This window comes from Flavobacterium johnsoniae UW101, assembly GCF_000016645.1.
Taxonomy (GTDB): Bacteria; Bacteroidota; Bacteroidia; order Flavobacteriales; family Flavobacteriaceae; genus Flavobacterium; species Flavobacterium johnsoniae.
This window is the reverse complement of the sequence record NC_009441.1, coordinates 674,265-698,728: the sequence shown is the minus strand read 5'-3', so window position 1 is coordinate 698,728 and position 24,464 is coordinate 674,265. Positions and strand designations below refer to the sequence as shown.

Genomic DNA, 24,464 nt, shown 5'->3' with positions numbered 1-24,464 from the left:
TTTATTTTAATTCTTGATTTTACAATGTCTCGTTCAGCCATTTAAAGAATTCTCCCTGCCAAACCTGAGCATTTTGCGGATGCAGAACCCAGTGGTTTTCATCTGGAAAATATACAAAGCGGCTTTTAATTCCTCTTAACTGTGCTGCCTGAAAAGCTTCTTGTCCCTGTCCGATTGGCACACGGAAATCTTTTCCTCCCTGGAAAATCAAAATTGGTCTGTTCCAGTTTTGAACCAAAGTTGCCGGGTTAAAAGTTGTGTAAGCTTTTTGAGCCACAGCATTGTCTTTTTCCCAATAAGGTCCGCCAAAATCCCAGTTGTTAAAGAAAACTTCTTCAGTTGTTCCTAACATTGAGACCGTATTGAAAACACCATCATGAGCGATAAAAGTTTTAAAACGATTGTTGTGAATTCCTGCTAAGTAAAATACAGAATATCCTCCGTAGCTGGCACCAACGCATCCTAGACGGCTTTTGTCAACATAACTTTCTTTGGCAACGTCGTCAATTGCCGAAAGGTAATCGTCCATAACCTGTCCGCCCCAGTCTTTACTAATCTGCTCGTTCCATTCAACGCCATGACCCGGCATTCCGCGGCGGTTTGGAGCAACAACAACATACCCTTTTGCTGCCATTAAAGAGAAATTCCAACGGAAAGAATACGATTGTGTCAACGCGCTTTGAGGTCCGCCTTGGCAGAATAATAAAGTTGGATATTTTTTAGAAGCATCAAAGTTTGGAGGTAGGATTACCCAAACCAGCATCTTTTTACCGTCAGTTGTTGTAACGTAACGTTTTTCGGTTTTGCTTAATGCTAAAGTTTTATAAGTATCAGTATTTACGTTTGATAATTGTTTCCAGGTATTTTTCTTCAAATTAAAAGAAAAAATCTCACCAGCATGATTCATATCTGTTCTGGTAACAATAATATCATCTCCAGAAAAACCTACTAAATCATTTACGTCAAAATCACCGTTTGTTAACTGACGAACTTGAATCGCGATTTTAGTCAACCCCGGAAAGTTAACAGAGAAAAGTTGTTTTGTTCCGTCAATTGGCGCAACAAAAAACACCGTTTTTCCGTCTTTACTCCAGATGAAATTATCTACAGTTCCGTCCCAGTTTGCCGTTAAATTTGTTTTGATTCCTTTAAACTCAACAATGATATCGTTTTTGTCAGACTCGTAACCGTCGCGTTTCATTTGTAACCAAGATAAATTTCCTGTTGGAGAAAACTGCGGTGCTGTATCGTAACCTAAATTGCCATCGGTTTTATTGGTTGTTTTTTGAGTTTCTAAATTGTACTCATAAATATCTGTGTTGGTAGAAATCGCATAAGCAGTTCCTGCTTTTTTCTTGCACACATAAAAAATGCTTTTACTGTCTGGCGACCAGATATAATCTTCGTCACCGCCAAAAGGTTTTTGCGGAGAATCAAAATTTTCACCTTTCAGGATGTCAATTCCTTTTGCGCCGTCTTTGTTTTCTTTATAAAAAACGTGATTAAATTTTCCTTCGTTCCAGGTATCCCAATGACGGTAATCTAATCCATCATAAATTTGAGCATCAGATTTGTCTAATTTTGGATAAAAATCTTTACCTAAAACTTTATCAATTTTTACTTCTTCGTTGTACACAACATATTTTCCGTCTGGAGAAATGTTTTTATCAGCAAGAATGTCTTTTGTATCTTTAATTTCGGTTGCATTTCCCCCGTTTACAGGAATAGTGTAAAATTTAGAATGCGATTTGTTTTCTTCTACAGAAGGTGTAGAAACCTTAAAAACTACATTTTTTGCATCTTTAGAAATTCCAAGCGGTGTAACTCTGCCTAATTTCCATAACAATTCCGGAGACATAACATTCTGCCCGATAGCGTTTAAACTCATCATTATTAAGGTTGTTAATAATACTTTTTTCATAATCAAATTATTCTATTTTTTTGTGCGCTAAAAATACAACTTTTAAGCCCCAAGTTGTTAAATTCCAAATCCCAATTATTGTTAAAGTTTTGAATGATATTGTGCAATTGTCACCTTGAGCGAAGTCGAAGGGTGCAAAGTAAGAGGCTTCGACTTCGCTCAGCGAGACAAAGTATTTAAATGAACTTACATTTTTTATATGGTTCAAAAAAATCATTATTTTTATAAAAACTCTAAAAAATGGAACTAAGCTACTGGGAACTAAAAAACTGGTTCACGAATGTTGATTATACAATTGCAGGGAGTGGAATCGTAGGTCTGCATACAGCATTACGCTTGCGCGAAAGATTTCCTGCTGCCAAAATTCTGATTCTCGAAAGAGGAATGCTGCCACAAGGGGCGAGTACCAAGAATGCTGGTTTTGCCTGTTTTGGGAGTTTGTCTGAAATTATGGATGACTTAAAAATACATTCAGAAGATGATGTTGTGGCACTTATCGAAAAACGCTGGAAAGGGTTACAATTACTTCGAAAAAAATTAGGAGATCAGGCAATCGATTTTAAACCTCACGGCGGATATGAATTGTTTCTAAAAGAAGATGAATTTGGGTTTAGCGAATGCATTTCTAAAATTCCGTTTATCAATGAAGTTTTGAAACCGCTTTTTAAAGCTGATGTTTTTTCAAAAGAAGTAGATCGATTTGGATTTGAAAATATTCACGAGTATTTAATTTTTAATCCGTTTGAAGGACAAATTGATACTGGAAATATGATGCAGGAATTGTTGAAACAGGCAGTTTCTGCAGATATTTTAATTTTAAACCAGCAAACGGTAAAATCGTATTCCGATGCCGGAAACCATGTTGAAGTTGTAGTGAACGATTTTAGCTTTAAAACTCATAAACTGCTTTTTGCAACCAATGGTTTTGCAGGCGAAATAACAAAAGGAGCTGTAAAACCTGCAAGAGCGCAAGTGCTTATTACAGAGCCTATTCGTGATTTAGATATTAAAGGTACGTTTCATTTAGACCGCGGTTATTATTATTTTAGAAATATTAACGATCGTATTTTGTTAGGAGGCGGTCGAAACCTTGATTTTGAAGGTGAAACAACAACTGAATTTGGAGAGACGAAAATTATTCAAAATAGATTGGAAGATTTACTGAAAAATGTAATTTTACCAAATCAGGATTTTCAGATTGCGCACCGATGGAGCGGTATCATGGGAATAGGAAATAGTAAGAATCCTGTCGTAACCCAGCTTTCTGAAAATGTGTTCTGCGGAGTGCGTTTAGGCGGAATGGGAGTGGCGATAGGAAGTTTAATAGGAACAGAATTAGCAGATTTAATATAATGGCAGCAACCAAGAAACCAGTACCAAAAACGACTACAAGCAAACCAAAACCTAAAACAGCATCTTCAAAAAAATCAAATCGCTCTTTTGGAGAAAAAGTAAAATGGTTTTTTATTAAAGCTGCTTTGTGGTTCTTTGGAGTTTCAATCGCATCGGTTGTGTTTTTTAAATATGTACCAGTACCTTTTACACCTTTGATGATTATTCGTGCTATCGAAAATAAAATGGACGGAAAAGAGGTTTATTTTGACCATGACTGGGAACCAATTGAAAAAATTTCAATGAATTTACAAAAAGCAGTTATTGCCAGTGAAGATGCCACTTTTTTAACGCACAATGGTTTCGATTTTAAAGCGCTTCAAAAAGCGTATAAAAGCAACGAACGCGGACGCCGAATTCGAGGCGGAAGCACCATTTCGCAGCAAACAGCCAAAAACGTTTTTTTATGGCAGGGAAAAAGTTACCTGCGTAAAGGTCTTGAAGCTTATTTTACCGTTTTAATTGAAATTATCTGGGGTAAAGAACGAATCATGGAAGTGTATTTAAACAGTATCGAAATGGGCGACGGTGTTTATGGTGCTTATGCCGCAACTGAACATTGGTACCGCAGAGATGCTTCGAGTTTAACGCCAATGCAGGCTGCTGGAATTGCAGCAATTTTGCCAAATCCAAGAAAATTTAAAGCTACGGGATCATCAAGTTATATTAACAGAAGAAAAGAAAGAATTGTTCGCGAGATGCGTTATGTTGGAAAAATCAATTATAAAGGAGATGGGAAAAAATAAAAAAGCATTTTTTGCTTTTCTGATTTTGACCACAGCGTTAACTTTTGGACAAGGAAAAACTACAGAAATAGGTTTTATAACCGACAATGATTTATATACATCGTCTAAATACGATATGTATTATACCAATGGTTTGGAACTTTTTTATCGATTTTTATCTAAAAATGATAATCAGAAAATCAATAAAAAAATCACCGAATTTAGAATTGGGCAATATCTTTATAATCCAAGATTTATAAACAAAGAAGCGGTTACGATAAACGACCGCCCTTTTGCCGGATATCTTTTTGCCGAAGCCGGAAGAAGCTTTTTTTATGAAAGCGAATCAGTTTTAAAAACAGATTTTCAAATTGGATTTATAGGGCCAAATTCTCTTGGAGAAAATTTACAGAAAGGTTTTCATAACATGATTGGTTATAAAAAAGTATATGGCTGGGAAAACCAGATTCATAATGCTTTGGGACTTCAGGCGCATGTTATGTATTCTAAAAAAATGTTTGCTTCTGCACACAATGATTTTGTTGATCTTCATTTTCAATCTGAAGCTAATTTGGGAACTATTTTTACAGGAGTTTCAACAGGATTTATGGCGAGATTTGGGTTTAAAAAATTGATTCCAATTTACGATTCTAATCTTCATGATGCTTCGGTAAATGCAAATGCTCAGCCAAATATTAGAGAATTTTATTTCTATGCAATGCCAAGCGTTAATTATCAGTTTTATGATGCCACGATCGAAGGCAGTATGTTTAACGATTCAAGCCCAATTACTTTCGATTTGGTGCCGCTTCGTTTCAATGGAGAAGCTGGTTTAAAATACCGTCACAACAATTTCAATATTTCATATTCTTTTATTTACCGCGGAAGAGAACTTAAAGGCGATGTTAACGATACAAATACCGGATATTTTTATGGTTCGATTCGATTAGGATTTTTGTTGAAGTAATATTTGCATCGTAAGAAATGAGCCGATTTATATATAAAGTATTGTCTTTAATTTTTGCTCTTTTTTTTATCTATTGCATGGTACAGTTTATTAGTACCAATGCCTTCGAAATTAGGCATTTTAGAGGTTATACAGATGTAAAACTTGTTGCGATTAGAATACTTATTCTTTTATTCAGTTTGTTTTGGGCAATAGTTTTTTTTCTTATTCACAGGCACAAAAACAAGTAATTATTTAATAAGCTGAATTATTTCAGGATATACTTTATGGAAACAGATTTACAATCTGTGTTATCGAGTTTTAAAATCAAAATCTATAAAGTCCCTACGAGACAAATGTTTGGGGCTGTAATTTTATTCTACCAATATGTAACTCCTAACGGAGTAATTTTTAAGTTTAAATATTGAAACAGGTATCTAATTTTATTTTACCAATATGTAACTCTAGCGGAGTTTTTTTAAGTTTAAATATTTGAAACAGATATCTAATCTAAAATTCTATCAATATTTGTTTACTCCTAATTAATTTCCCGGAAATACTCCGTTAGGAGTTACATATTGGTAGATTGAAAAACCCACCAAAAAAATATCCCGTAGGGATTACCCGAACACAAAGTAATTCCTTAGTTAGAAAACAAAAAGCCAATTCTGTTTTTAGAAATGGCTTTTTTATATGATAAATAGAAAGGACTTATTTCCCCTTCATTAATTTTTCTAAATACTCAACTTTATCTTTTTCAACCTGAACCAAACGCTCATAAAGTTCAACTACTTTGTCAAGAGGATTGAAATTGCAAATTGCTCCACTGGCAAAATTTCCAAAATTTCCGTGGCTATCTGTGAATGTGTTAAAATAATTAAACACATTTTCTTCCGAAAAACTTTTTATAGCTTCTGGAGTTACACCAAGTGCTTTTGCTATTTCAATAAGTTTTGCCTCGTCTATAGTTTCACTATTTTCTATTGTAGAAATAGCTTGCTGGTTTGTTCCTAAAGCTTGTGCCAAAGCTTCTTGCTTCATATCGCGAAGTTCACGAATACGGCTTATTTTTCGCCCTATATGATTTGGTTTTGTTGCTGTGCTCATAATTCAAAGGTATTTAAAAAAACTTTTACAAATCCATTTTCAGTAAAAAACAGACTTGTTTTGGTAAAATACGATTTAGCGTTTAAAAGAAGTAAAAATACAACTTTTCATACGATTTTATTTTATTTTAATACGTTTCATAAATTATCTCATCATTCATTTTCAGGTTTTTATCAAATGAGATATACAAAAACAATTGTCCTGCGGGTGATTCGCCAGCATCGAAACCTATTCGAAAAGTATTTTCGTCTTCAAAAATAATATCAGATAGTTTTAGGCTTTCAACATCTTCATTAGGATGTTGTTGTTTAATAAAGTTAATAGCGTCGTGATTGAGTTTAGAAAAGTTTTTCCCAAAAGTTTTTATTATCGTTTTTAGTTTTTCTATTTCTTTATAAGTCCTGGCTTCTGTGGAAACATAGAGTTCTTTATCCTCAAAAATAAGATTCGCGTTGTAAGTCGAAGTTGATACATTATATTTAAAAACACCTATTTCATCTATTAGAAAGTCTTTTTCCCAGATGAGATTATTGGAATAATCCAGTGTTTGCAATTTTGTATTGTGACTGGTATCTAATACAGAAATTTTGTTGTTTGAACAATATAGAGTTTCAAGTAATTTATTCTGGCTGATATCAAGTGTCGTGATATGGTTATAAAAACAACGTAAATCTTCCATGATTACATTTTTTGCCAGCTCTATTGATAAAAGAGAATTATTAGCACAATGTAAAACTTTTAATTCTGGACAATCACTTACATCGAGACTTATTAATCCATTTTGACTGCATTTTAAATTTTTCAATTTAGGTTTTACTCCCAATTCAATTCCAAAAATATGGTTGTAAGCAAAGTCAAGTTCTTCTAAAAGAGAATTGTTCTCAAGATCCAGATTAGTTAATAGGTTCCAATGACAAATAAGTTTTACCAATAGTAAATTATGGCTTATGTTTAATTTTTTTAATCTGTTGAAAGCGCAGTTAAGATGTTCTAAATGTGTATTTGCAGATAGATCAAGTGATAGAATTTCATTTTCATTACAAATTAATTCTTTTAGTAATAAGTTTTGGCTAATGTCAATAGAACGGATCTGGTTATAAGAGCAGTCTAAGCTGTTTAATGAGGTAAAATATTCAATACCATTTAAATTTTCTAACTTTTGACTTTTTAAATTAAGTGATGTGATATTTTTTACATCGCTTATTTGAATACTTGTTTTGTCCTTCGAAAAATTTTTCAGGACATAATCTCTAAATCCAGAATCAGTAAAAGAATTGGTAATATTCATAATGTCATGTAATTAAATATAATAGGTAACAAACTTGCAGTTCTCGACTAAAGAGAATTAATAGTAATGTATATATTATATTTCAAAATCTATTAATAATTTGTGTAAAATCGAGAATGCTTGATGTATTTTATATTTATCTATTTCAATTTCATTAAAAAGATTGATTCAAATTATTTTCGTTCTACTACATCAAACTCATAATTAGAATCGCCGCTGCCCATCACTCTGCCTAAAAAATGTGTTGTATAGGTACTGAATTCTTCAAATTCCAGATCTTTTAAAAATCGTGATAATTTTATTTTATGCTCTTTAGATGAAAAAGATGCTCTATCGGTTGGTATTTTTTCCCAATTTTCTTTACTGAATACTGCTGCTCCTTCAATTATGTGTAAGGAACGCACAATAGTAAGGGTATCGCCTTTTATGCGTAAAACTTTTACCAAAGTTCCCTTTGAGAATCTCATGCCATTCTCATACCAGTCACTTTTGTAGATATCTCCAGATTGTGGTTTGTCTAGAATTTCTTGTATTTTAGAATTTCTATATTCTTTTATGCGTGTCATAGCAAGTCCTGTAATGATAAGTCCTGCAAATAACAAAATACCAGTCCATGGATACAATAACTGCCAAATTGAAGATTTATAAGTGGTGTCTATATTATTTATTTCATTATTAATCTTTTTTGTGTAGCTTTTTTTTGCATAAACTGGTCCTGTTTCTGATTTTACAATATGCTGGCACTCTGTACAATGTACGCTCGTAGTACGGCCCATTCCAAAAACAGGAACAATGATCGATACATATTTCGTGTTTAAGGTAAGTTGTAAAGTGTCTTTTTTATTACAAACCGGACAGGTTTTGCCTAATAACATTTTTTGTGTTAAAGGCTTATTTTTAATTTGATAATAATAAATCATTATTAATTTTTTTTGTTTGCTTCTATCATTTGAAAAAATATCTTCTTGATTTCTATAACATCAAGATCCAAACGTTTTGTTTCTACCCATAAAAGAGCATTTTGATTGTTTTTGCTGGCACGAAAATATTGAGAGAGTTGTTTTTTGTCTTTTATTCTTGAACTGTAATACTCAGGATTTTTTACATATACCATTAAGTAATGTTCGTGGAAAAAGTTATTTATTGAGAAGTCATCACAGTGTTCTATATCTTTCCATTTTACTAAACCAATTTGATCAAAATGGTCTTCATAAAAAACAACGCCTTCGTTTAAGACTGTAATAAATGGTGAGGTATTAGATAAAAATCGTATTTCCTTTAGCAGTTTGCTAAAAATGATAACAAGACATGGAAGTAGTATAAGAACCAATGCGGGTTCATAATCATCTTGGGTAAAAAAGGAGCCAGATACATACCAAAGGCCGCCTAAAAAAGAAAGGAATAAAAAAGAACATAGAATTATGTTTTTTTGAACCTTTTTTTGAGATATATAAAAGTCTTGCTGTAACATAAAAAATAAGACAGATTATTAATAATGTATAAAATCTTACAAAACTAATATGTTTAAAATCTATGTTACTGCTGTAAAAAGCTATATTTATATTAAAATAAGCCATTTTTTGAAGTAAAAAAAGGATAGAAAACAATTAAATTTTCTATCCTTTATGAGAAAGCAGGCTGTGTTTATTATTTTATTAAATAATCATAATCTGCTTTTGAAAGTTTAGTAGGAACACGAAAAAAGAAATCGACATAGTTTTCATATTCTTCCAGATTAAGATGTTCTTTATTGAAGTGATTTGTAAGTTCTTCAAGACTATGGCGGCTCCAATCTGTTTTCTTTTGGGCATGTTTACTTCTGTCTTCGGTAACATAAACCTGCGGAAATGAAAATTCTTTTTTTACCGTTAAAGATTTTGCCTTAATAGCAGCCTGTTCAAGATTAATCCAGGTATGGATATTTACATCGCCATTTACCTGAAAGTTAAATGTTTTACCGCCTAAACCTTTTCCGGTTGTAAACAAAACTTCGTCTACTGTTACATTGCCCATTATCTGCGAAAAAGTATTGGGTCTTGAGGTGTAATTAACATCGAGATTTTTAGTGTGAAGATTTCCAGTTATTAAAACTTCACGCAGAGAAGCAGTTTTGCAAGTAACATTTCCCAAAATAACAGGAACAGAGAAAAGCGGAATATTTTCTTTTTCTTCTATAAATTTATAATAAACGCCCCACTGTACTTCGTCATGCGGAGAAAAAGCTTCAGTTTCGACATTCCCTTCGTAAACGCATATAAACTGCTGGTCAAATTTTTCTTTGTCTTTTGCTTTTTCGTATAATTTCTCAAATGGAGTGCCCGCAGGGAGTACAACTTTAAGTTCTTTATAGGTATATAATTTTAAATTGTCCTGATTGATCATTAATAACGACTTTTAAGATTAATCTAAATTGTCTAAATCCATTTCTTTAGAAAGCTGATCCCATTTTTTGTTGAGGAAATCTTTTGTCTTTTCTAAAAACTCTGGATCTATATCTTTTAAGGTTTGCGCTTTTGGGCACAATACCGCTTTTCCATCTTTGAACTCAATAAAAGCATGAACAGCATTATCTCCCCAAAAGAAAGGAAAAACAATCGCTTTGTTTTCAGTACTTTCAGTTACATATTTTTCCATGCTTATGATAAAGGCAAACATAGGAATCATTTCTACAAAGTTTTCACTAAAAAACATCATTCCCCAATTCCACTCTTCGGTTGTTTCATCATAATCTGAAAACGCCATTGCTTCAGGATAATCAATCCAGCCGTCGATAACTTCCTTATTAATATCGTCATTGTATGTGCGAAGCAGTTCCTGAGTCAAAACCGATTTTGAATACATTTTTCGACTTTCCCAATAGTCAAGCCAGTTTTTATTTAATTCTGGTTCTTCGAGCGGGCTGTTTAAAAACTTTTCGAGCTGTGATTTTGTAATTTTTACTTTGCAATATAAAGAGCTTAATTCAGACATAGTATGAGGTTTAGATTTATAGTAGTTTTAAATTTTGAAGATGGATGTTTTAGTCCCATCGGCTTAAATTTCCTTCGGCACGTTCAAATAATTCTTCCAGAACATTTTCAAGAGATCTTTCTGGAAGACCAGTTTCCAGATGTTTCAATAATTCATTTGTGGCAGCTTTTATATTATCCTGATGGCAATAAATATTTGCAAAGTTTCCGTTTTTGTCGAAAATAACATATTCGCCGCTTTCATTAATATCTTCTTCAGACATCATCCAGCCAATACATGGAAAGGCTTCGTTTATTTTTTGGGTTTGTTCTTCGGTAAGAAGCTTATATTCTTGAAGTTCTGGTCTGTCATTTGCCCAAAAAGCAATAATCATATCAATAATGCCCGCAGAATTATGAGAAAAAGCTGTTCTTTGTTTCATGTATCTGATTAGGTTTTCTGCCGAAGAAATACGGAAAGTTTCATCAGATTCTATACCGCCGACAGTCTTGTAAAAAGTAATTAATTCTTGTGGCAGAGGCAGAGAAAAATAAGAAGTCAGTTCTTGTATTTCTTCATCTGAAGCCAAAGAAGATTCCTGGATTTCATCATATTCAAGTTCGCATGCAGCGATACGGTTTTTAATTTCTTCCATTGTATAAATTTAATTTTTGTAGTTGGAATTTAGAATTTGAATTTTTAGCTCTTAATGACGATTATCGCATTGAATATTAATTTCTTCATTTGATTTGTCGATTACAGAAATACTCGGGCAGCCAAAAGAAAGATATTCGAAACCAAAAACAACGGCAGGTTTGTTTTTAAAAAGTTTCCCCGTCCATTGATCAATAGAATCTTCTCCATTTTCATAATTTAATGGAGTAGGAGATGTGCCTTCGCTTTGGCTGAAAAGTTTTTCGATTATAACATCTTTGGTTTTAGAATCGACAACTAAAAGGCGTCTGCCATAAATTATTTTATTGCTGTCCAGATAGTCTTGTAAAAAATACTCATGACTGTCAGTTTTATAAAAATATGTATTGCCTGTTACTGTGTTCTTTAGCAAATTACGATCGTTGTTTTTTAAAGCTTTAGACGGATAATCCTTTTTTGCAATTTTTTTCCATGTAATAGGTTTCAAACGTTCTTTCGAAAACGGATTTTCTTTACCTACATATACCAATGCGTCTCTGTAATATTCGCTGAATCCGTTTAAATGTTTTTTATTGATTTCAAAACCAATCATAAAATCATAATTGTGATACGGCCAGTCTTCTTCTGAAGAATATCCATTTAACATTGCGGCAGTTTTCAGATTTTTTACCGCAAAAGAAACCAGTTTGTTTTTGGCATAATCATAAACAAACAATGAATCGGTTTCAGAAATATTGGTTTTAGAGAAAAATCTTTTTCTGTAGTTTTTATCAAACGTAAAATAGGCCGCATTTTCTTTTCCCATTTTTTCTATGTTGGGTAAAGCAAGTGTGTCTTTTTCGTCGCCAGCAGGATAAATATCCGAAAGAGAAACAAAAGCAACATCGCTGCTGTCTTTTGGCGTAAGGGTAAATAGATAAATGCTTTCTTTTCGCGGGGTTTCTTCAGTTTCTTGTAAAGTGTCGGTTTCTGTTTCTGTATGTTCAGTTACTTCTGGAAGTGTGCCTGTGGTATTTTCTTTTTTGTTGCAGGAAAAAAGGAACAGCGTAAGAACTGTAGAAAGGGCGTATAGTTTTATTTTCATAAATTAAATTGGGGTTTAATAAAGGTTGTACAAGATAGAAAATTTACAATTTGTAAGAAGAATTAATCTGTTATGCGTTTATATTTTGTTACAGAAATTGTTTTTTTTGTGTTTAGGAAATTATCAGAAAAATTAAATCCCTCATTGCATTTGTAAACCAATAAATTGTATTGAATATCTATTTCACAATAAGGTGCGTGGTGATCGCTGTTTTCTGCAGGCAGGATTAATTTATTGTCTTTTATAAAAGCTTTATAAGCTTCAATATTCTCTTTTTTATCTATGCTGCCAGTCCAGGTGTTTAAGGTTGCATAATCATATCCTTCTTCAAAATAAAAAGTGAGATACAATTTTTGGGTTTCATCGTACCATGTTCCGCCATATTTTTGAGTCAGTCCCTTTATATTGAGCATTTGCGATACAATATTTCCTGTTTTTTTATCGAAAGTAATAGTTTTGTTTGGTCCGCCGTAAAACAAAGCCAGCGTAATGGTACTGTCGGTTTCACTTTTAAAAATAATATCTTTTGCTGTTCTGATTTTGATATCCAGATTGTCATCCATAAGCTCAGAATCGGTGCATTTGATAATTCTTTTTTCAAATAAACCTTTTTTCTCAATTACTTCAAGCCACGGATTAACCATAACACCGTAGCCTACAATTTGTGCTCTGTAATTTTTGTTAAGATCTTTATTTTGGTATAAACCTAAAGATGTGCTCGAAAGTAATAAAGTATAAAAAGGAAGCATCATAGCAATAATACTCATTGCAAATGTTATGAGTAATGCTGTCAAAAAGAGTTTTGCTAAGAGCTTTTTCCAAAAAACGATAATAATTACAAAACTGCTTATCAGCCAGAGCCATGATAAAACGACATCGCTGTAATAGCCGCGAAGACTGATTTCTTTAAAATAATATAACAGACAGTTCAGCACAAAAAGTACACAGATCATGAAATAGATTCGCAATATTATTTTTTTACTCTGACTCATAATTTTTTTAAGATATAATGTAAAGTAAATACAGTAACTATTGATAAAACCCAAATAGGCAGAAATGATAATGAAAGTGTATAAAGCAATTCTTCTTTAAAAAGATAAGTGCTCCACGACGATTCACGATCGACAAAAATGCTGTAATTCCAGAAAAACCAAACTGAAATTAAGGATATTAATTCAATTGTAATTTTTAAATATTTGTTTTTTATGAAAGTAAAAAGCAGAAACACAATTGTTAGAAAAACGGTCGTAAAAACGGATACTAAATAAGCATCGTCAAAAAAATGACTGTCTGGATTTCCGCTGGAAATTCTTTCAGAGAGACTTCCCATTGCCCAATATATTTCTATGAAAGTAAAAATGAAAAGCAGAAACGCAATTATAATGAGTTTTTTGAAGAATGATACTATTTTGGGTTTTACAGTTTGATTCATTTTTTAATTCTGATTACTGAACAAAAATATGAAACCTGTTTAAAGAAATATCTTTCAAAAGTGATATTTGTATCAAGAAAGTTTTTACTCAAAGATAAAATGCTTAACCTTTTGATAATATGGCGAATAGTTTTAATTTTTACTTTTATTCAAAATTAAAACTATGGAAATTAACTGGATTGTAATAGGAGCTGTCGTACTATTGGTTGTTCTTTTGGTTGTACTAACGATCAGAAAAAATCAAAAAGAAAAAAAGAAACTAACAGACTTACTGAATAATGATTTCAAAAAAGCTGAAAAAGCCGATGTAGATGCTGAAGATTCTGCTAATGAAAAGTAAGAGTATGAAGGAGTGAATTAAATTTTAAAACGAGCAATTATTTTTCTTTCTCTATTAAAATCTAATTCTAATGAATCACGAGTTATTTTTTTAAGTGCTATTCCATCAATTAGAGCATCTTTTCGCAAACGATACATTTTATTGTCGATTTTCATTATAACGAGTTCCCCTTTCGAATCTTTTATATATCCATGGTAAGATATTGCAGGCCAAATTGTTAATTGTCTTGTTTTAGCAATTGGCGCTGCTGTTTTTTTTACTGCTGTAGAAGTAACTGCGCTGTATTGTTTTTGTGCAGGAATAACAACTTGCTGAGTCTGTTTATTTAAAAACGGATCTCTTGTAATAGTTTCTAATGCAAATGTGTCTTTATGTATCTGGTTAAATTTTACATTTTGTGCCGTGTAAGTTTCATTTGCAAATGTTTCCTGTGAAGAAAAATACTTGTATACGGTTTTATAAAAAACAGCTCCCCAGAGTGCAATAACTACAATTATTAATACAATATTTATTTTCTTTTTTGCCATCTCTATTTTAGATTACAGTAAATTTGAAAGGAGTACTATATGCACTTACATTTCCGGCAGCATCTGTTGTTTTAATTCGCCAGTAATAATCGCCGGTTGTAGTAAATATTTGCTGATACGATGTTGTCGCATTATTTGTTGACGATAATAGGGTCGTAAAGGTATTTGTACTTGAAAATTCTATCGTGTACACTATTGGCGATTGTATAGTTCCGGTGTCTGTTGGTGAAATCCAATTAAAAGATGCTGACTGATTATTGGTAACGACAGCATTATTAGCAGGCAGGCTGTTTTGAGGCACCGGCGGGGTAACAGTATCAATATGGAAATTTCTGGTAGAAAATACCAATGTCTGGCTTGTACTGTTTACACCTCTTACTTTCCATTGATAAGTTGCATCCTTACTAAGCTGCGTACTGGTTAAAGCTACTGAAGTTGCGGTTAAATTTTCTTCAGCATAGACAGATTCTCCTGTTGTTGTATTTAGAACTTCTACATTATAACCTGTAGCGGCTGCAAGCTTTTGCCACTTTAGTGTAATACTGGCTGTGTTTTTGTAAATGTTGCTGTCTGGCGTTGATAAAATTACTTGTTGATTTGCTAAATCACTTGTAGTAACAACTGAAAATGTTGAAGAAAATGAATAGTTTGACTCATAAGCAAAATTTTCACCTCTTACTTTCCATTGATAGTTTCCTGGGGATAAAGGGCATAGAAAACTTGTTTTGGTAACTAAGGAATCAAGCACTACAGTTTCATCTAAATCCAAAACCTGAACACGATATTTTTTTGCTCCGTCAAGCTCATCCCACTGAAAATTAACTACGTTACTTTCAATAACTGTATTATCTTTTGGAGAAACTGTTTCGATTGTGTCGTCGGAAATATCTTCTTCAAAAATATCTTCGCAAGAGATAACGGTTAGAGAAAGAAGAATAAGTATAAGTTTATTTATTGTTTTCATAATTTTGAAAAATCATTTTTAAGTGTAAAACTTCGGATGTATTGTTTTTCTTGGTAGTATAGAAGTTCATGCTGACAATTCTTGAATAGTCGAATTTTTTTTCGAAACCATATCCCAGAGTTAATAATTGATTGCAGTTTCCTGTTACGTCGAGCTGATTGCTGATAATCTTGTAATTCTCATCTGAAAAAACATGAGATGACTGCAAATCATTAATCGAGATTCTAGGATCTTCTGTAGATGCAAAACTGATTATGCCCTGCTGTACCATTTCTTTTGTAATTCCTTCTTTGCCAATTACTCGATCTAAATAATTGATCTCCTGAGACAGCTTGTCTATATTATTAGCTTTTTTATTAATCGTATTGGTTTTCTCTGATAATGTTTTATTCTCACGAATTACGTCAATCAAAGTATGAAACGATCTTTTGTATGCTGTTATTAAAAGCATTATAAAAATCAATAATAATGCAGTGAATTTCTTTTTATATGAATATTTCTCAAACATCTTTTATGGTTATTTTGATTTCAAATTGAGATTTATTTTTTTTGTCTTTTTTAAAGCTTTTTATTTCAAAATTTTTAAGCCAGTTCATTTTTTTGAGCTTTTCCATCCAATTATTAAAAGATGATTCATTAAATGTTTCTCCTTTTATTATAATAGACTTAGCATCAAAGCTTATTTTTTTATTCTCTTTTATTTCCTGATTTACAGGAATTATATTTAAATCGGTAAGAGAAATATCAGAAGGGATTCCTTTTATAATTTCATAGCCGTAAAAAGATAAAAACTTTGCCGACAAGAAACCGGCTTCTTTTAAAAGGCGCTGTTTATTTTCTTTTTGCTTTTCAAGATCAAGTATCTTTTGATAGGATTGATTTGAGTAAACACTCTGAAGATTTAACTCAGCATTTTTTGAACCATAATATTGTATTAAAAGATAGCTTCCCAGTAAACTGATTAAAAAACCAGCCAGCATTGCGACTCCAAAAACATTAAAAGCTTTTTTGTAGATAATTTCTTCTGTACTGAGCGTTTCGTTTTTTGTTTTTGAAACTTCTTTCTGCTGGATAAAAAAATGGATTATTGTACCATAGAGAGGCAGGAAACTGCTGTTTATTTTTTCTTTTCCAAGAATATAAGTTTCTGTTTTTACAGTTGCAGGTTGTTTTGAAAATGCATCTAACTTTCCATTATCAAATTCCAAAATAATGTCATTTGAAATGATTGTATCTTTTTGAATAGCGTTATATAATAAACCAGATAAAAATGAGCCAACATAAATATCAGCGACTTGAAAACCTTTCTTTAGGAAATTTTCGCTTATTTCATTTACAATGTTTTTTCGGCAAAAACTAATAAAGCTGCTTTTCGAGCCTAATAAACTGGTATGATAAATAGATTCGAAATCAATATTTTTATACCAGCTTACGTCACTTTCGTTATTAAAATCGATTTCTTTATTTAAAATTCCTTTTCCATCAACAACTAAAATCACGGGAATTTTAAGATCAATGCTTTTTGCTGTTTTTTCAAAATTCTCAAAAGACTGGGTGCTGACAATATCAATTTTGTTACCTTTTTTCTTAACAGTAAGTACATTGTAAATTTCTTCATCTTCATTTCTGATGATTCCAATTACATGTAAATTGTTTAGTTTAATTATTTTAGATAAAAATGTAATCATTAATATACCACTGTTGGTTTAATAAAAATATGCAGTTTTGAATTGTTTTTCCCTTTTTTACGGCTGCTAAAAAACCATTTGATAATTGGAATTCTTGATAATAGGGGAGTTCCTGAGCCAGAATCTTCTTTCTTTAATTCGTCTAAACCGCCTAGCAAAATCATTTCTCCATTTTTTACACGTACCAATGATTCAAATTTTTGTGTTGCTTTTCCAGGAGGAGCGGTCTCGCCGGCTCTTCCCAAGAATGAACTTTTTTCGACAACAATTGTCAAAGTCACATTTTCATCAATAGAAACATAAGGCTTTATAGAGAGACTTAAATTAGCATCAGTAGATTTCCATGTTCCCGAATTCAAGATATCGTTACCAATATTACTGTTAATTAAACGGTTGCTTTGTTCAAAATAGTAACTTGTTTCTCCAATAGATAATTTAGCTTCATGTCCGCTTATTGTTGCAATCTTAGGAGTTGATTCTACTTTTACAATTGAATTGTTTTCGAGTAATTTTAAGTTTAGGTAGAAAGCCTCTGTAACTTTTCCTAGTTTAAAAATTCCGAATCCATTGAATGCATCAATTAAACTATTTACAGAAGTTGAATTTACAGTCATATCTGTGGTAGGAAACACAGTGCCGCCTGTAACTTGTTTGTTGATTTTGTCAAGTCCTGCTTTCATTCCGGTTTGTACATCGTGAGATTTGTTATATTGAGCGATTATGACTTCAATCTGCACCATTGGTACAATCTTATCAATTTGCTTTATATAAAGTTTTAATTCCTCAAGAATAGATTTTGAACCAGAAGCTACAAGTCCGTTTAGTTCGACAAACTCTTTAATTTCAAGTTTTTCAGAAAACACTTTTGGAAGCGATGGAAGAACCAATTCAATAGATCTGTTTTCAAGCTGAATTACCTCTGTAGCTCTTAATCCCTCAGAACCTTCTTCACCAATTAAATATAAATTATCCTGTTTTTTGTATGTATATTTTTTTCCTTTAAAAATGTGAAACAACAACTCATCGAAGGTTATATTATCAGCAGACAGAGTAGTTTTTTCATTCTCGGGTTTGTTGTATAAAAAATAGTTTACGTGCAGTTTTTCGGCAGCTTCTGTTAATACATCTGAGGCGTCTGCTATATATGCTTTTACAGACAGAAAGCCATTTTTATTTAAATTAACTTCATAATATCCAGGAAGTCCAGAACTTGCTTTTGGCGGTTTCACTTTTTGCGTGCTTCCATTTACAGTTACTGTCGCATCTTTATTTTTTTCAATATAGAAAAAGCCATTATCATCTTTTGTTGCTGTCAGATCATTTGATTTTGACATCATTTCTATAACCTGATCAAACGGACGATTTAGAATATAAGAGGAAACTCGAAGATTTTTTGCATCGGCCGCCACAATTAAGTTTTTACCCGATTTATCGATGATAGCTTTTGCAACAGCCGAAAGTGTATCGTTTTCTAGTTTTACAGACAAAAAATCATTTTGAGGATTGTAACTGACATCAATTACTTTTGGTGCTTTTTTCTCTACAACAGTTACTGCTTTTCTTTTTTTGAAAACAATGATGTTGTTCATGAAAGTTACTTCCAGATCATATTTTTGAACCAAATGAATCAATACATCTTTTACTGTTACATCAAAAAAGTTGTTGGATACCTGCTGGGTTAATTCTGAATCGACATCAATATTCAGCTGGTGTTCTTCGGCAATAGAAGAAATGAAATCTCGTAATGTTAATCCGGATACATCAATTTTAATAGTTTCATTAAGACCTTTTTTCTGTACAGAAAGAGCATCAAATTGTTTGCTTAATTGATTTATGTCTTGCTGAGCAATAATACTATTTGTAAAAAACAGTATGATAAATACGTAACCTAATTTTTTAAACATTTAGTTATAAGTTAATTAAAATAGAATATATTTCTTCTAAAGCTGTTTCTCCTTCTGCAAGGATATCAAAAGCTTTTTCTGATAATGATTTATAGTTTTCGTCGTTACTGAATAATTCTGTAATGGTATTGTTTTTTACAGCTTCGGCTATTTTGGTGTCAATGGTTAAGACTTCATAAATAGCAGTTCTTCCTTTATATCCGGTATGAAAACACTGGTTGCATCCAACAGGTTTATAGTAAGATGATATTTCATACGGAAATTGAAAGTTCATTGGAAAATCTTTTTTCGTACAAGGAACTTCGGTTTTACAATGATTACAGAGTTTTCGAATTAATCGCTGTGCTACCGAAAGATTTAAAGTTTCGGCAATTAAATAGGAGGGAACTCCCATATCAATTAATCTGGAAATGGTTCCTATTGCTGAATTGGTATGGATTGTAGATAATACTAAATGCCCGGTAAGCGATGCTCGTATGGCCATTAAAGCTGTTTCAGAATCACGAATTTCTCCCAGCATGATAACATCTGGATCTTGTCTTAAAAATGATTTTAATGCCGATGAAAAAGTCAGGCCGATATCTTCCTTAAGCTGTACCTGATTTATACCTTTTAAAGTATACTCAATAGGATCTTCTACTGTAACTATATTTCTACGGCTATCATTAAGCAATCTTAACGTTGCGTAGAGCGTTGTTGTTTTACCGGAACCGGTTGGTCCGCTTATTAAAATAATTCCGTTTGGTTTTTTTACGGCTTCAAGATAATGCTCTAATTCTTCCTTTTGTAGACCTAGTGTGCTTAAATCAATATTTGAAGCATCCTGACCCAAAAGACGCATTACAATTTTTTCTCCAAACAAAGTAGGTAAAATAGAAACCCTGATGTCAAAAGAGTCGTTTGTAATTCGACCATCCTGAGGTAAACGTTTTTCGGTAATATTTAATTTAGATTTTATCTTGATTTTATTTACAAGCTCAAGGTAGTTTTCGCGTTCTACTTTGTAACGTTCAATTAACTGGCCGTCAATTCTAAATCTGATTCTGGCGTTTTTTTCGTAAACTTCAAAATGAATATCACTGCATTTGAGTGATTTTGCTTCTTCTAATAAATTTTCAAGAAAATCTCCTCTGTCAAAATTTAGAGATTTGCTGGATGTTGTTATTCTTTCTTTTCGGTAATAAATAGAAAGTGCCTTTTCGATTTCATACGAATCTATTGGGCTGAAAACAATGTTTTTACCTAAAAAAAGTTCGAGTTCTTCTTTTGCGTCGGCACTGCTATTAGCACTGTCAACATACAATTCGAGAATATTTTCTGAAACAGATTTAGGAAGTATTCGATATTGATTAGCAAGATCACTTGATACAATATGCTGGTTTTCGGAAAGAACAATAATATCCTGCATAATTTATATCACGGTTAATTTTTGATAAAAGTGCAAATAGTCTTTTACCAGAATAATAAATAAAAACAAAGACGAAAAGCCTGCCAGTGGCACTGTATTTTCGTGTATATATTTCTTAAATGCAAATTGCAGTAAAAGAGCAAAAAGCATTGAGAGAATAAAAAACAAAATAAAATTTGGAAGGATAAACAGGGGAGTAACCGCCAGATAAAACAGCAGATCACCTAAACCAAAATAATGCTCAAACGGATTTAAAAACTGTTTGTTCTTTATACTCATATAAATAACAAGCACACCTAATGTTATAATAAAAAAGGCGGTGTTAAAAAGTATGTTCTTTATTGGAATGAGTTTTAAATGTGTCAGGTAAAATGAAAATAGAAAAATAATAACTGGCAGCAATACATGAATGCGCCTGTATTTCCAATCCTGAAAAAACACAAACAATAAAGAAAATGACAAACAAAGTAAAGTTAATTCCAAGCTTATTCTTTTGTTACTTCTGTTAGCATTTTTTTATTGTCGATTTCCCAGGTGTTAAAATTGCCGTCTCCATCTAAATCTGATGTTGCGGTAGCTCTTGCCACAAATGAATCGTTTGAAGCTTCAATGATTTCAATTTTATAAACAGCCTGCCCGCCTTCGTCAACGGTTTGTTCCTGTTCGAAGCCTAATTCTTCAAGACTGTTTGAATATTTTGAATGTCTGTAAAAATGACTTTTTTGTAATCCGTAAACCTGATTCAGCATTGCTTGTGCCTCTATAGCTTTTGCCTGCCCAATTACTGAAGTTTGGTTTGGTAATACCATCAGTAATAATATTCCAATAATGCATAAAACAATTAAGATCTCTGTTAACGAATATGCTTTAATTGTAGCTTTTTTACTATTTTTTAATAATGTTTTAATCGTTTTCGACATTTGTATGCATTTATTTATTAAATTATGTTAATTCGATGGGTCGCAAAAATACAAATTGTAATGAAACTATTACTATTTATTTATAATTTTACTTAAATCGAACATTGGTGCATACATCGACACCATAATTACTCCTACAATTACGCCAATGACAATGATAATCATAGGTTCCAGAATAACGCCAATCATTTTTGTCTGATGGCTTATTTCTTCGTTATATTGTTCCGTAAGTCTTTCAAACATGGTTTCCAGCTGGTTTACCTGTTCTGCTACTTCAACCATTGATACCATTTTGTTTTCAAACACTGAATGCTTTTTTAAACTTTCATGTAATGAGGCACCTCTTGTAATATCCTCTTTAATTTCCTCTATGGCTTTTTCGATAGGATAAAAGCCAATCATTTTTGCTGTTAAGGATAATGAGTTTATTAAAGTCGTTTTTGAGGTCGTTAATAAATTCATGGCCTGACAAAAACGTGAGATATAAATTTTTCTGATGAGGTTTCCGAAATAGGGAATTCTTAAAACAATTTTTGATGTAAGAGCACGATAAAATTCTTTTTCTTTCAGCATTGTATGCATAATGACTAATCCAATAATGACAGCAAAAACGATTGAAAAAATAGTTCCAGAATGATTGGAAATTTTGATAATTACTTGTGTGCTTTTTGGAAGTTCGCTGCCAAATTGTTTGAATACAGAGCTAAACATTGGGACAACTTTATTCAGCATAAAATATAGCACCAAAACCGTTACAATCATTACGATTGCAGGATAGGTTAAAACAGAAACGATCTGCCTTTTCATCTGAATTTTTCTGTTGAAATATTTTTGAAGTTCTCCTAAAACTTCTTCCAGTTTTCTGGTTTCTTCTCCAATCTGAATACTGTAATATTCGTATGCCGAAAACTGATTGGTTTCTTTCATTGACTCATAAATACTTCTTCCCGAAATCACCTTTTCTTTTATTTCCAGTATGATTTCTTTTTCCAATTTATGGGCAGACTGATTGCTGAGAATTTCCAATGCTTTTTTAAAATCTACTCCTGATTTTAAAAGCATCCCCAGTTCTCTGTAAAACACCTCTTTTTTCTTATCAGATAATTTTTTCGATAACTGAAAAGATGCCGAGCCAGATGGTAATTTAAAATCTGTCTTTTCGGCTTTTGGGGCTTTATATGTACTTAAATCTAGACTCATTATTTGGGTATCTTTTGCAGTAATTCATTAGCATAAACTCTTTTATAGAAACTTAAAGAAGATTCGTTTTCATTGATCTCTACATTTAATTTTAGTTTTTGAAACAATAACCTTTCTGATTTGTTTTTTACAGTGTCGATGACAATTTGTTTCAATTTTATTTTAAAAGTATCTACAAAAGTTTCCTGGCTTCTGGTGGTAAAATCTTCTTCAAAATGGTAAATTGTTTTTTCTCCGGCGTATCCGCGAAAAGCCAATTCATTATCCGTTTTAATCATTTTTTCTTTTTCGAATATATCTTTATTAAGACTGTACGTTAATCGGTTTAAATCGTTTACAAGCTGATTCTGATTTTTAAAATCCAGCATTCTTTCGGTTACAATCGAAAATATGAGAAACAATATTCCCATAATTATGGCTGTAATTGCCATTCCTACAAGAGTTTCTATAATCGAAAATGCAGCGACCGAGTTTTTATTATTACGGATTTCCTTCGACATAAAAACTTTTTTGAAATTTAAACTTAGTGCTGTCTTTATATTCGACCGAAATCTTTTTTAAATGATCGGTTACAACTTCTTCTTCGATAAGAAGATTTTCATCATTGCTTTCATATTGCAGAGAATCATTTTTTAACTGTGACAAGAAAAATAATTCGTTGACTTTATTTTGTGTGTTGTAAAATTTAGCCGATGTTCTCGGCGTGAAAACAGCAGCAAAAATCAAAATAGCAAAATACAAACAGATCGATATAATTGTTAAGGCAATTACCGATTCGAGAATAGAATTTGCTTTTACGCTACAATACTTTTTTAAGAATACCATAGGCCGTTTTTTGATTAGAAAATAAGGGGATAGAAATAAAATATTCCGGTCTTTTGTGCGGATTGATTTCTACATTGCTGATGACGTTATCGTGAGATGTTGCATCTGTTTTTAAAAAGAAACGATTGGTATAAACAGAGCCGTAAACATTGCTTCTTAAGGATAATTTTCCGGTACAGTAAATGTCTCCAAAAACCAACCCTTCTTCGGCTATCTCTACCGTTTTTTTGCTGAAATCATCGTCTGAGGAATTTCCAAAATAAACTACAGCGCCGCTTATTGTGGTTTCTTTTTTGATTCTGATCTGGCTTTCTTCTTCATTTTTGTTATAAACACAAATAACAGACGGATAGTTTAAAGTTACTTTTTCTTCTACGTCAATTCCTTTTGTGGCAAATGCCTGAAGGTTTCCTTTAAATCCGGTTTCGAATGTAATTTTAGGCGCGATTAGAATTACATCTTCTAAAACGGCATTTTTTCTGACCCTGATTGAATCCTTAGACCGCAGAATAAAATTGCCTTTGAAAATTATGTTTGAAAGTGATGAGGTGACATAAATATCCTTGGTCTCGTTAAAAAAGGAATTGTAATAAATAGAATCTTTTGCTTTTTCAATATCCTTTAAAGCTGTTTTTACGCCTTCTGTTTCTTCGAATATCTTTTCAAAATTTGGATTTATTTCAGGCAGCCGAATTTCTGATACCGCAATTTTTCCATTATTGTTCAGTTTGTTTGGACTGTTGTTAATGTAAGCGGTTTGAATAAAAGTCGAAGGCAGTTCGCTGTCGCCGTTTAAGGTTACTGTTCCGGAATAGGAAAGGGGTTTGGATATATTGGTTAAAAATACAGCCGTTTTATCTGTTGTGTAACTCCCCACAAAATGAGCCGATTTAACCGTATCATTTCCTACTGATGATTCGGCAAGCAAAAGGGTTAATAACCCGTATGGTTTGGTTTTGTAATTTCCTTCGATTCCTGAATTTTCATCTTTTTGAATTTCCTGCGGCTTAATTTTATTTCCCAAAGCAAAATTTACAACCGACTGGTTTTGGATATACAATTCTTCCTGAAGGTTGTAATATAAATTGAGCTGATTATACAAATTAGAAAAATACAACAGCGCACCGCAAATGATAGATACAATGAGGCAGATGTAAATGGCGTATAATAAACTATGAGCTTTGATCATT

General features: G+C 32.2%; 26 protein-coding genes. 4 read left to right on the top strand and 22 right to left on the bottom strand.

From position 1 onward, the window contains the following. Nucleotides 1–19 precede the first annotated feature (19 nt). Complete coding sequence (locus FJOH_RS03340; protein WP_012022726.1) at nucleotides 20–1,921, bottom strand: S9 family peptidase; 1,902 nt, start codon at nucleotides 1,919–1,921, stop codon at nucleotides 20–22. A 240-nt stretch (nucleotides 1,922–2,161) separates the two neighbouring features. On the opposite strand from FJOH_RS03340, the gene FJOH_RS03330 reads away from it, so the two are divergent. From FJOH_RS03330 to FJOH_RS03320, 3 genes are read left to right on the top strand one after another with little or no spacing between them, the layout of a single operon-like run. Then, nucleotides 2,162–3,274: an NAD(P)/FAD-dependent oxidoreductase gene (locus tag FJOH_RS03330; protein WP_012022725.1), complete on the top strand. Its 1,113-nt coding sequence runs from the start codon at nucleotides 2,162–2,164 to the stop codon at nucleotides 3,272–3,274. Continuing rightward, on the top strand, nucleotides 3,274–4,059 hold the full coding sequence (gene mtgA, locus FJOH_RS03325) for a monofunctional biosynthetic peptidoglycan transglycosylase (protein WP_012022724.1): 786 nt from the start codon (nucleotides 3,274–3,276) through the stop codon (nucleotides 4,057–4,059). The genes FJOH_RS03330 and mtgA overlap by 1 nt, the downstream gene beginning before the upstream one ends. Then, nucleotides 4,046–5,005 carry a lipid A deacylase LpxR family protein gene (locus FJOH_RS03320; RefSeq protein WP_012022723.1) on the top strand — a complete coding sequence of 320 codons (960 nt, stop codon included), beginning with the start codon at nucleotides 4,046–4,048 and terminating at the stop codon, nucleotides 5,003–5,005. The genes mtgA and FJOH_RS03320 overlap by 14 nt, the downstream gene beginning before the upstream one ends. Before the next feature lie 690 nt (nucleotides 5,006–5,695). Here the strand turns inward: FJOH_RS03320 and FJOH_RS03315 are convergent. The 10 genes from FJOH_RS03315 to FJOH_RS03265 all read right to left on the bottom strand — a co-directional run bounded on the left by FJOH_RS03315 (nucleotide 5,696) and on the right by FJOH_RS03265 (nucleotide 13,498). Further along, entirely contained in the window at nucleotides 5,696–6,091 is a 396-nt protein-coding gene (locus tag FJOH_RS03315) for a helix-turn-helix domain-containing protein (RefSeq protein WP_012022722.1), read from the bottom strand. A gap of 127 nt (nucleotides 6,092–6,218) precedes the next feature. Beyond that, on the bottom strand, nucleotides 6,219–7,379 hold the full coding sequence (locus FJOH_RS03310; RefSeq protein ID WP_012022721.1) for a leucine-rich repeat domain-containing protein: 1,161 nt from the start codon (nucleotides 7,377–7,379) through the stop codon (nucleotides 6,219–6,221). A 173-nt stretch (nucleotides 7,380–7,552) separates the two neighbouring features. Continuing rightward, nucleotides 7,553–8,299, bottom strand: coding sequence for a hypothetical protein (locus FJOH_RS03305; protein ID WP_012022720.1), 747 nt, complete (start codon nucleotides 8,297–8,299; stop codon nucleotides 7,553–7,555). A gap of 2 nt (nucleotides 8,300–8,301) precedes the next feature. Next, on the bottom strand, nucleotides 8,302–8,850 hold the full coding sequence (locus FJOH_RS03300; protein WP_012022719.1) for an STM3941 family protein: 549 nt from the start codon (nucleotides 8,848–8,850) through the stop codon (nucleotides 8,302–8,304). 176 nt (nucleotides 8,851–9,026) lie between these two features. Further along, complete coding sequence (locus tag FJOH_RS03295; RefSeq protein ID WP_012022718.1) at nucleotides 9,027–9,761, bottom strand: hypothetical protein; 735 nt, start codon at nucleotides 9,759–9,761, stop codon at nucleotides 9,027–9,029. 18 nt (nucleotides 9,762–9,779) lie between these two features. After that, nucleotides 9,780–10,349 carry a hypothetical protein gene (locus FJOH_RS03290; protein ID WP_012022717.1) on the bottom strand — a complete coding sequence of 190 codons (570 nt, stop codon included), beginning with the start codon at nucleotides 10,347–10,349 and terminating at the stop codon, nucleotides 9,780–9,782. A 49-nt stretch (nucleotides 10,350–10,398) separates the two neighbouring features. Further along, on the bottom strand, nucleotides 10,399–10,983 hold the full coding sequence (locus FJOH_RS03285; RefSeq protein WP_012022716.1) for an SMI1/KNR4 family protein: 585 nt from the start codon (nucleotides 10,981–10,983) through the stop codon (nucleotides 10,399–10,401). 51 nt (nucleotides 10,984–11,034) lie between these two features. Next, the gene (locus FJOH_RS03280; protein ID WP_012022715.1) at nucleotides 11,035–12,066 is read right to left on the bottom strand and encodes a hypothetical protein; all 1,032 of its coding nucleotides are present in this window, start codon (nucleotides 12,064–12,066) and stop codon (nucleotides 11,035–11,037) included. A 62-nt stretch (nucleotides 12,067–12,128) separates the two neighbouring features. Next, complete coding sequence (locus tag FJOH_RS27125) at nucleotides 12,129–13,058, bottom strand: hypothetical protein (protein ID WP_012022714.1); 930 nt, start codon at nucleotides 13,056–13,058, stop codon at nucleotides 12,129–12,131. After that, complete coding sequence (locus FJOH_RS03265) at nucleotides 13,055–13,498, bottom strand: hypothetical protein (protein WP_012022713.1); 444 nt, start codon at nucleotides 13,496–13,498, stop codon at nucleotides 13,055–13,057. Before FJOH_RS03265 ends, FJOH_RS27125 begins: the two co-directional genes overlap by 4 nt. 163 nt (nucleotides 13,499–13,661) lie before the next feature. Here FJOH_RS03265 and FJOH_RS26910 point away from each other — a divergent pair, with 163 nt between their 5' ends. After that, nucleotides 13,662–13,838 carry a hypothetical protein gene (locus FJOH_RS26910; protein WP_165768459.1) on the top strand — a complete coding sequence of 59 codons (177 nt, stop codon included), beginning with the start codon at nucleotides 13,662–13,664 and terminating at the stop codon, nucleotides 13,836–13,838. Between the two features lie 17 nt (nucleotides 13,839–13,855). Here FJOH_RS26910 and FJOH_RS03260 read toward each other — a convergent pair whose 3' ends face one another. The 11 genes from FJOH_RS03260 to FJOH_RS03205 form a co-directional block, all read right to left on the bottom strand. Further along, a complete protein-coding gene (locus tag FJOH_RS03260) occupies nucleotides 13,856–14,365 on the bottom strand; it encodes a hypothetical protein (protein WP_012022712.1) in 510 nt (169 codons plus the stop codon). A gap of 7 nt (nucleotides 14,366–14,372) precedes the next feature. Next, on the bottom strand, nucleotides 14,373–15,329 hold the full coding sequence (locus FJOH_RS03255) for a fibronectin type III domain-containing protein (protein WP_012022711.1): 957 nt from the start codon (nucleotides 15,327–15,329) through the stop codon (nucleotides 14,373–14,375). Beyond that, a complete protein-coding gene (locus tag FJOH_RS03250; protein ID WP_012022710.1) occupies nucleotides 15,313–15,837 on the bottom strand; it encodes a hypothetical protein in 525 nt (174 codons plus the stop codon). Before FJOH_RS03250 ends, FJOH_RS03255 begins: the two co-directional genes overlap by 17 nt. Beyond that, nucleotides 15,830–17,017, bottom strand: coding sequence for a PilN domain-containing protein (locus FJOH_RS03245; protein WP_012022709.1), 1,188 nt, complete (start codon nucleotides 17,015–17,017; stop codon nucleotides 15,830–15,832). Before FJOH_RS03245 ends, FJOH_RS03250 begins: the two co-directional genes overlap by 8 nt. Continuing rightward, nucleotides 17,017–18,921: a type II secretion system protein GspD gene (locus tag FJOH_RS03240; protein WP_012022708.1), complete on the bottom strand. Its 1,905-nt coding sequence runs from the start codon at nucleotides 18,919–18,921 to the stop codon at nucleotides 17,017–17,019. Before FJOH_RS03240 ends, FJOH_RS03245 begins: the two co-directional genes overlap by 1 nt. A 4-nt stretch (nucleotides 18,922–18,925) precedes the next feature. After that, a complete protein-coding gene (locus FJOH_RS03235) occupies nucleotides 18,926–20,329 on the bottom strand; it encodes a GspE/PulE family protein (RefSeq protein ID WP_012022707.1) in 1,404 nt (467 codons plus the stop codon). 485 nt (nucleotides 20,330–20,814) lie between these two features. Continuing rightward, on the bottom strand, nucleotides 20,815–21,249 hold the full coding sequence (locus FJOH_RS03225) for a type IV pilin protein (protein ID WP_012022705.1): 435 nt from the start codon (nucleotides 21,247–21,249) through the stop codon (nucleotides 20,815–20,817). Between the two features lie 72 nt (nucleotides 21,250–21,321). Continuing rightward, the gene (locus FJOH_RS03220; RefSeq protein ID WP_012022704.1) at nucleotides 21,322–22,449 is read right to left on the bottom strand and encodes a type II secretion system F family protein; all 1,128 of its coding nucleotides are present in this window, start codon (nucleotides 22,447–22,449) and stop codon (nucleotides 21,322–21,324) included. Further along, a complete protein-coding gene (locus FJOH_RS03215) occupies nucleotides 22,449–22,949 on the bottom strand; it encodes a PulJ/GspJ family protein (RefSeq protein ID WP_012022703.1) in 501 nt (166 codons plus the stop codon). The genes FJOH_RS03220 and FJOH_RS03215 overlap by 1 nt, the downstream gene beginning before the upstream one ends. After that, on the bottom strand, nucleotides 22,930–23,274 hold the full coding sequence (locus FJOH_RS03210) for a hypothetical protein (protein WP_012022702.1): 345 nt from the start codon (nucleotides 23,272–23,274) through the stop codon (nucleotides 22,930–22,932). Before FJOH_RS03210 ends, FJOH_RS03215 begins: the two co-directional genes overlap by 20 nt. Then, nucleotides 23,249–24,463: a hypothetical protein gene (locus tag FJOH_RS03205; RefSeq protein WP_012022701.1), complete on the bottom strand. Its 1,215-nt coding sequence runs from the start codon at nucleotides 24,461–24,463 to the stop codon at nucleotides 23,249–23,251. Before FJOH_RS03205 ends, FJOH_RS03210 begins: the two co-directional genes overlap by 26 nt. Nucleotide 24,464 lies beyond the last annotated feature (1 nt).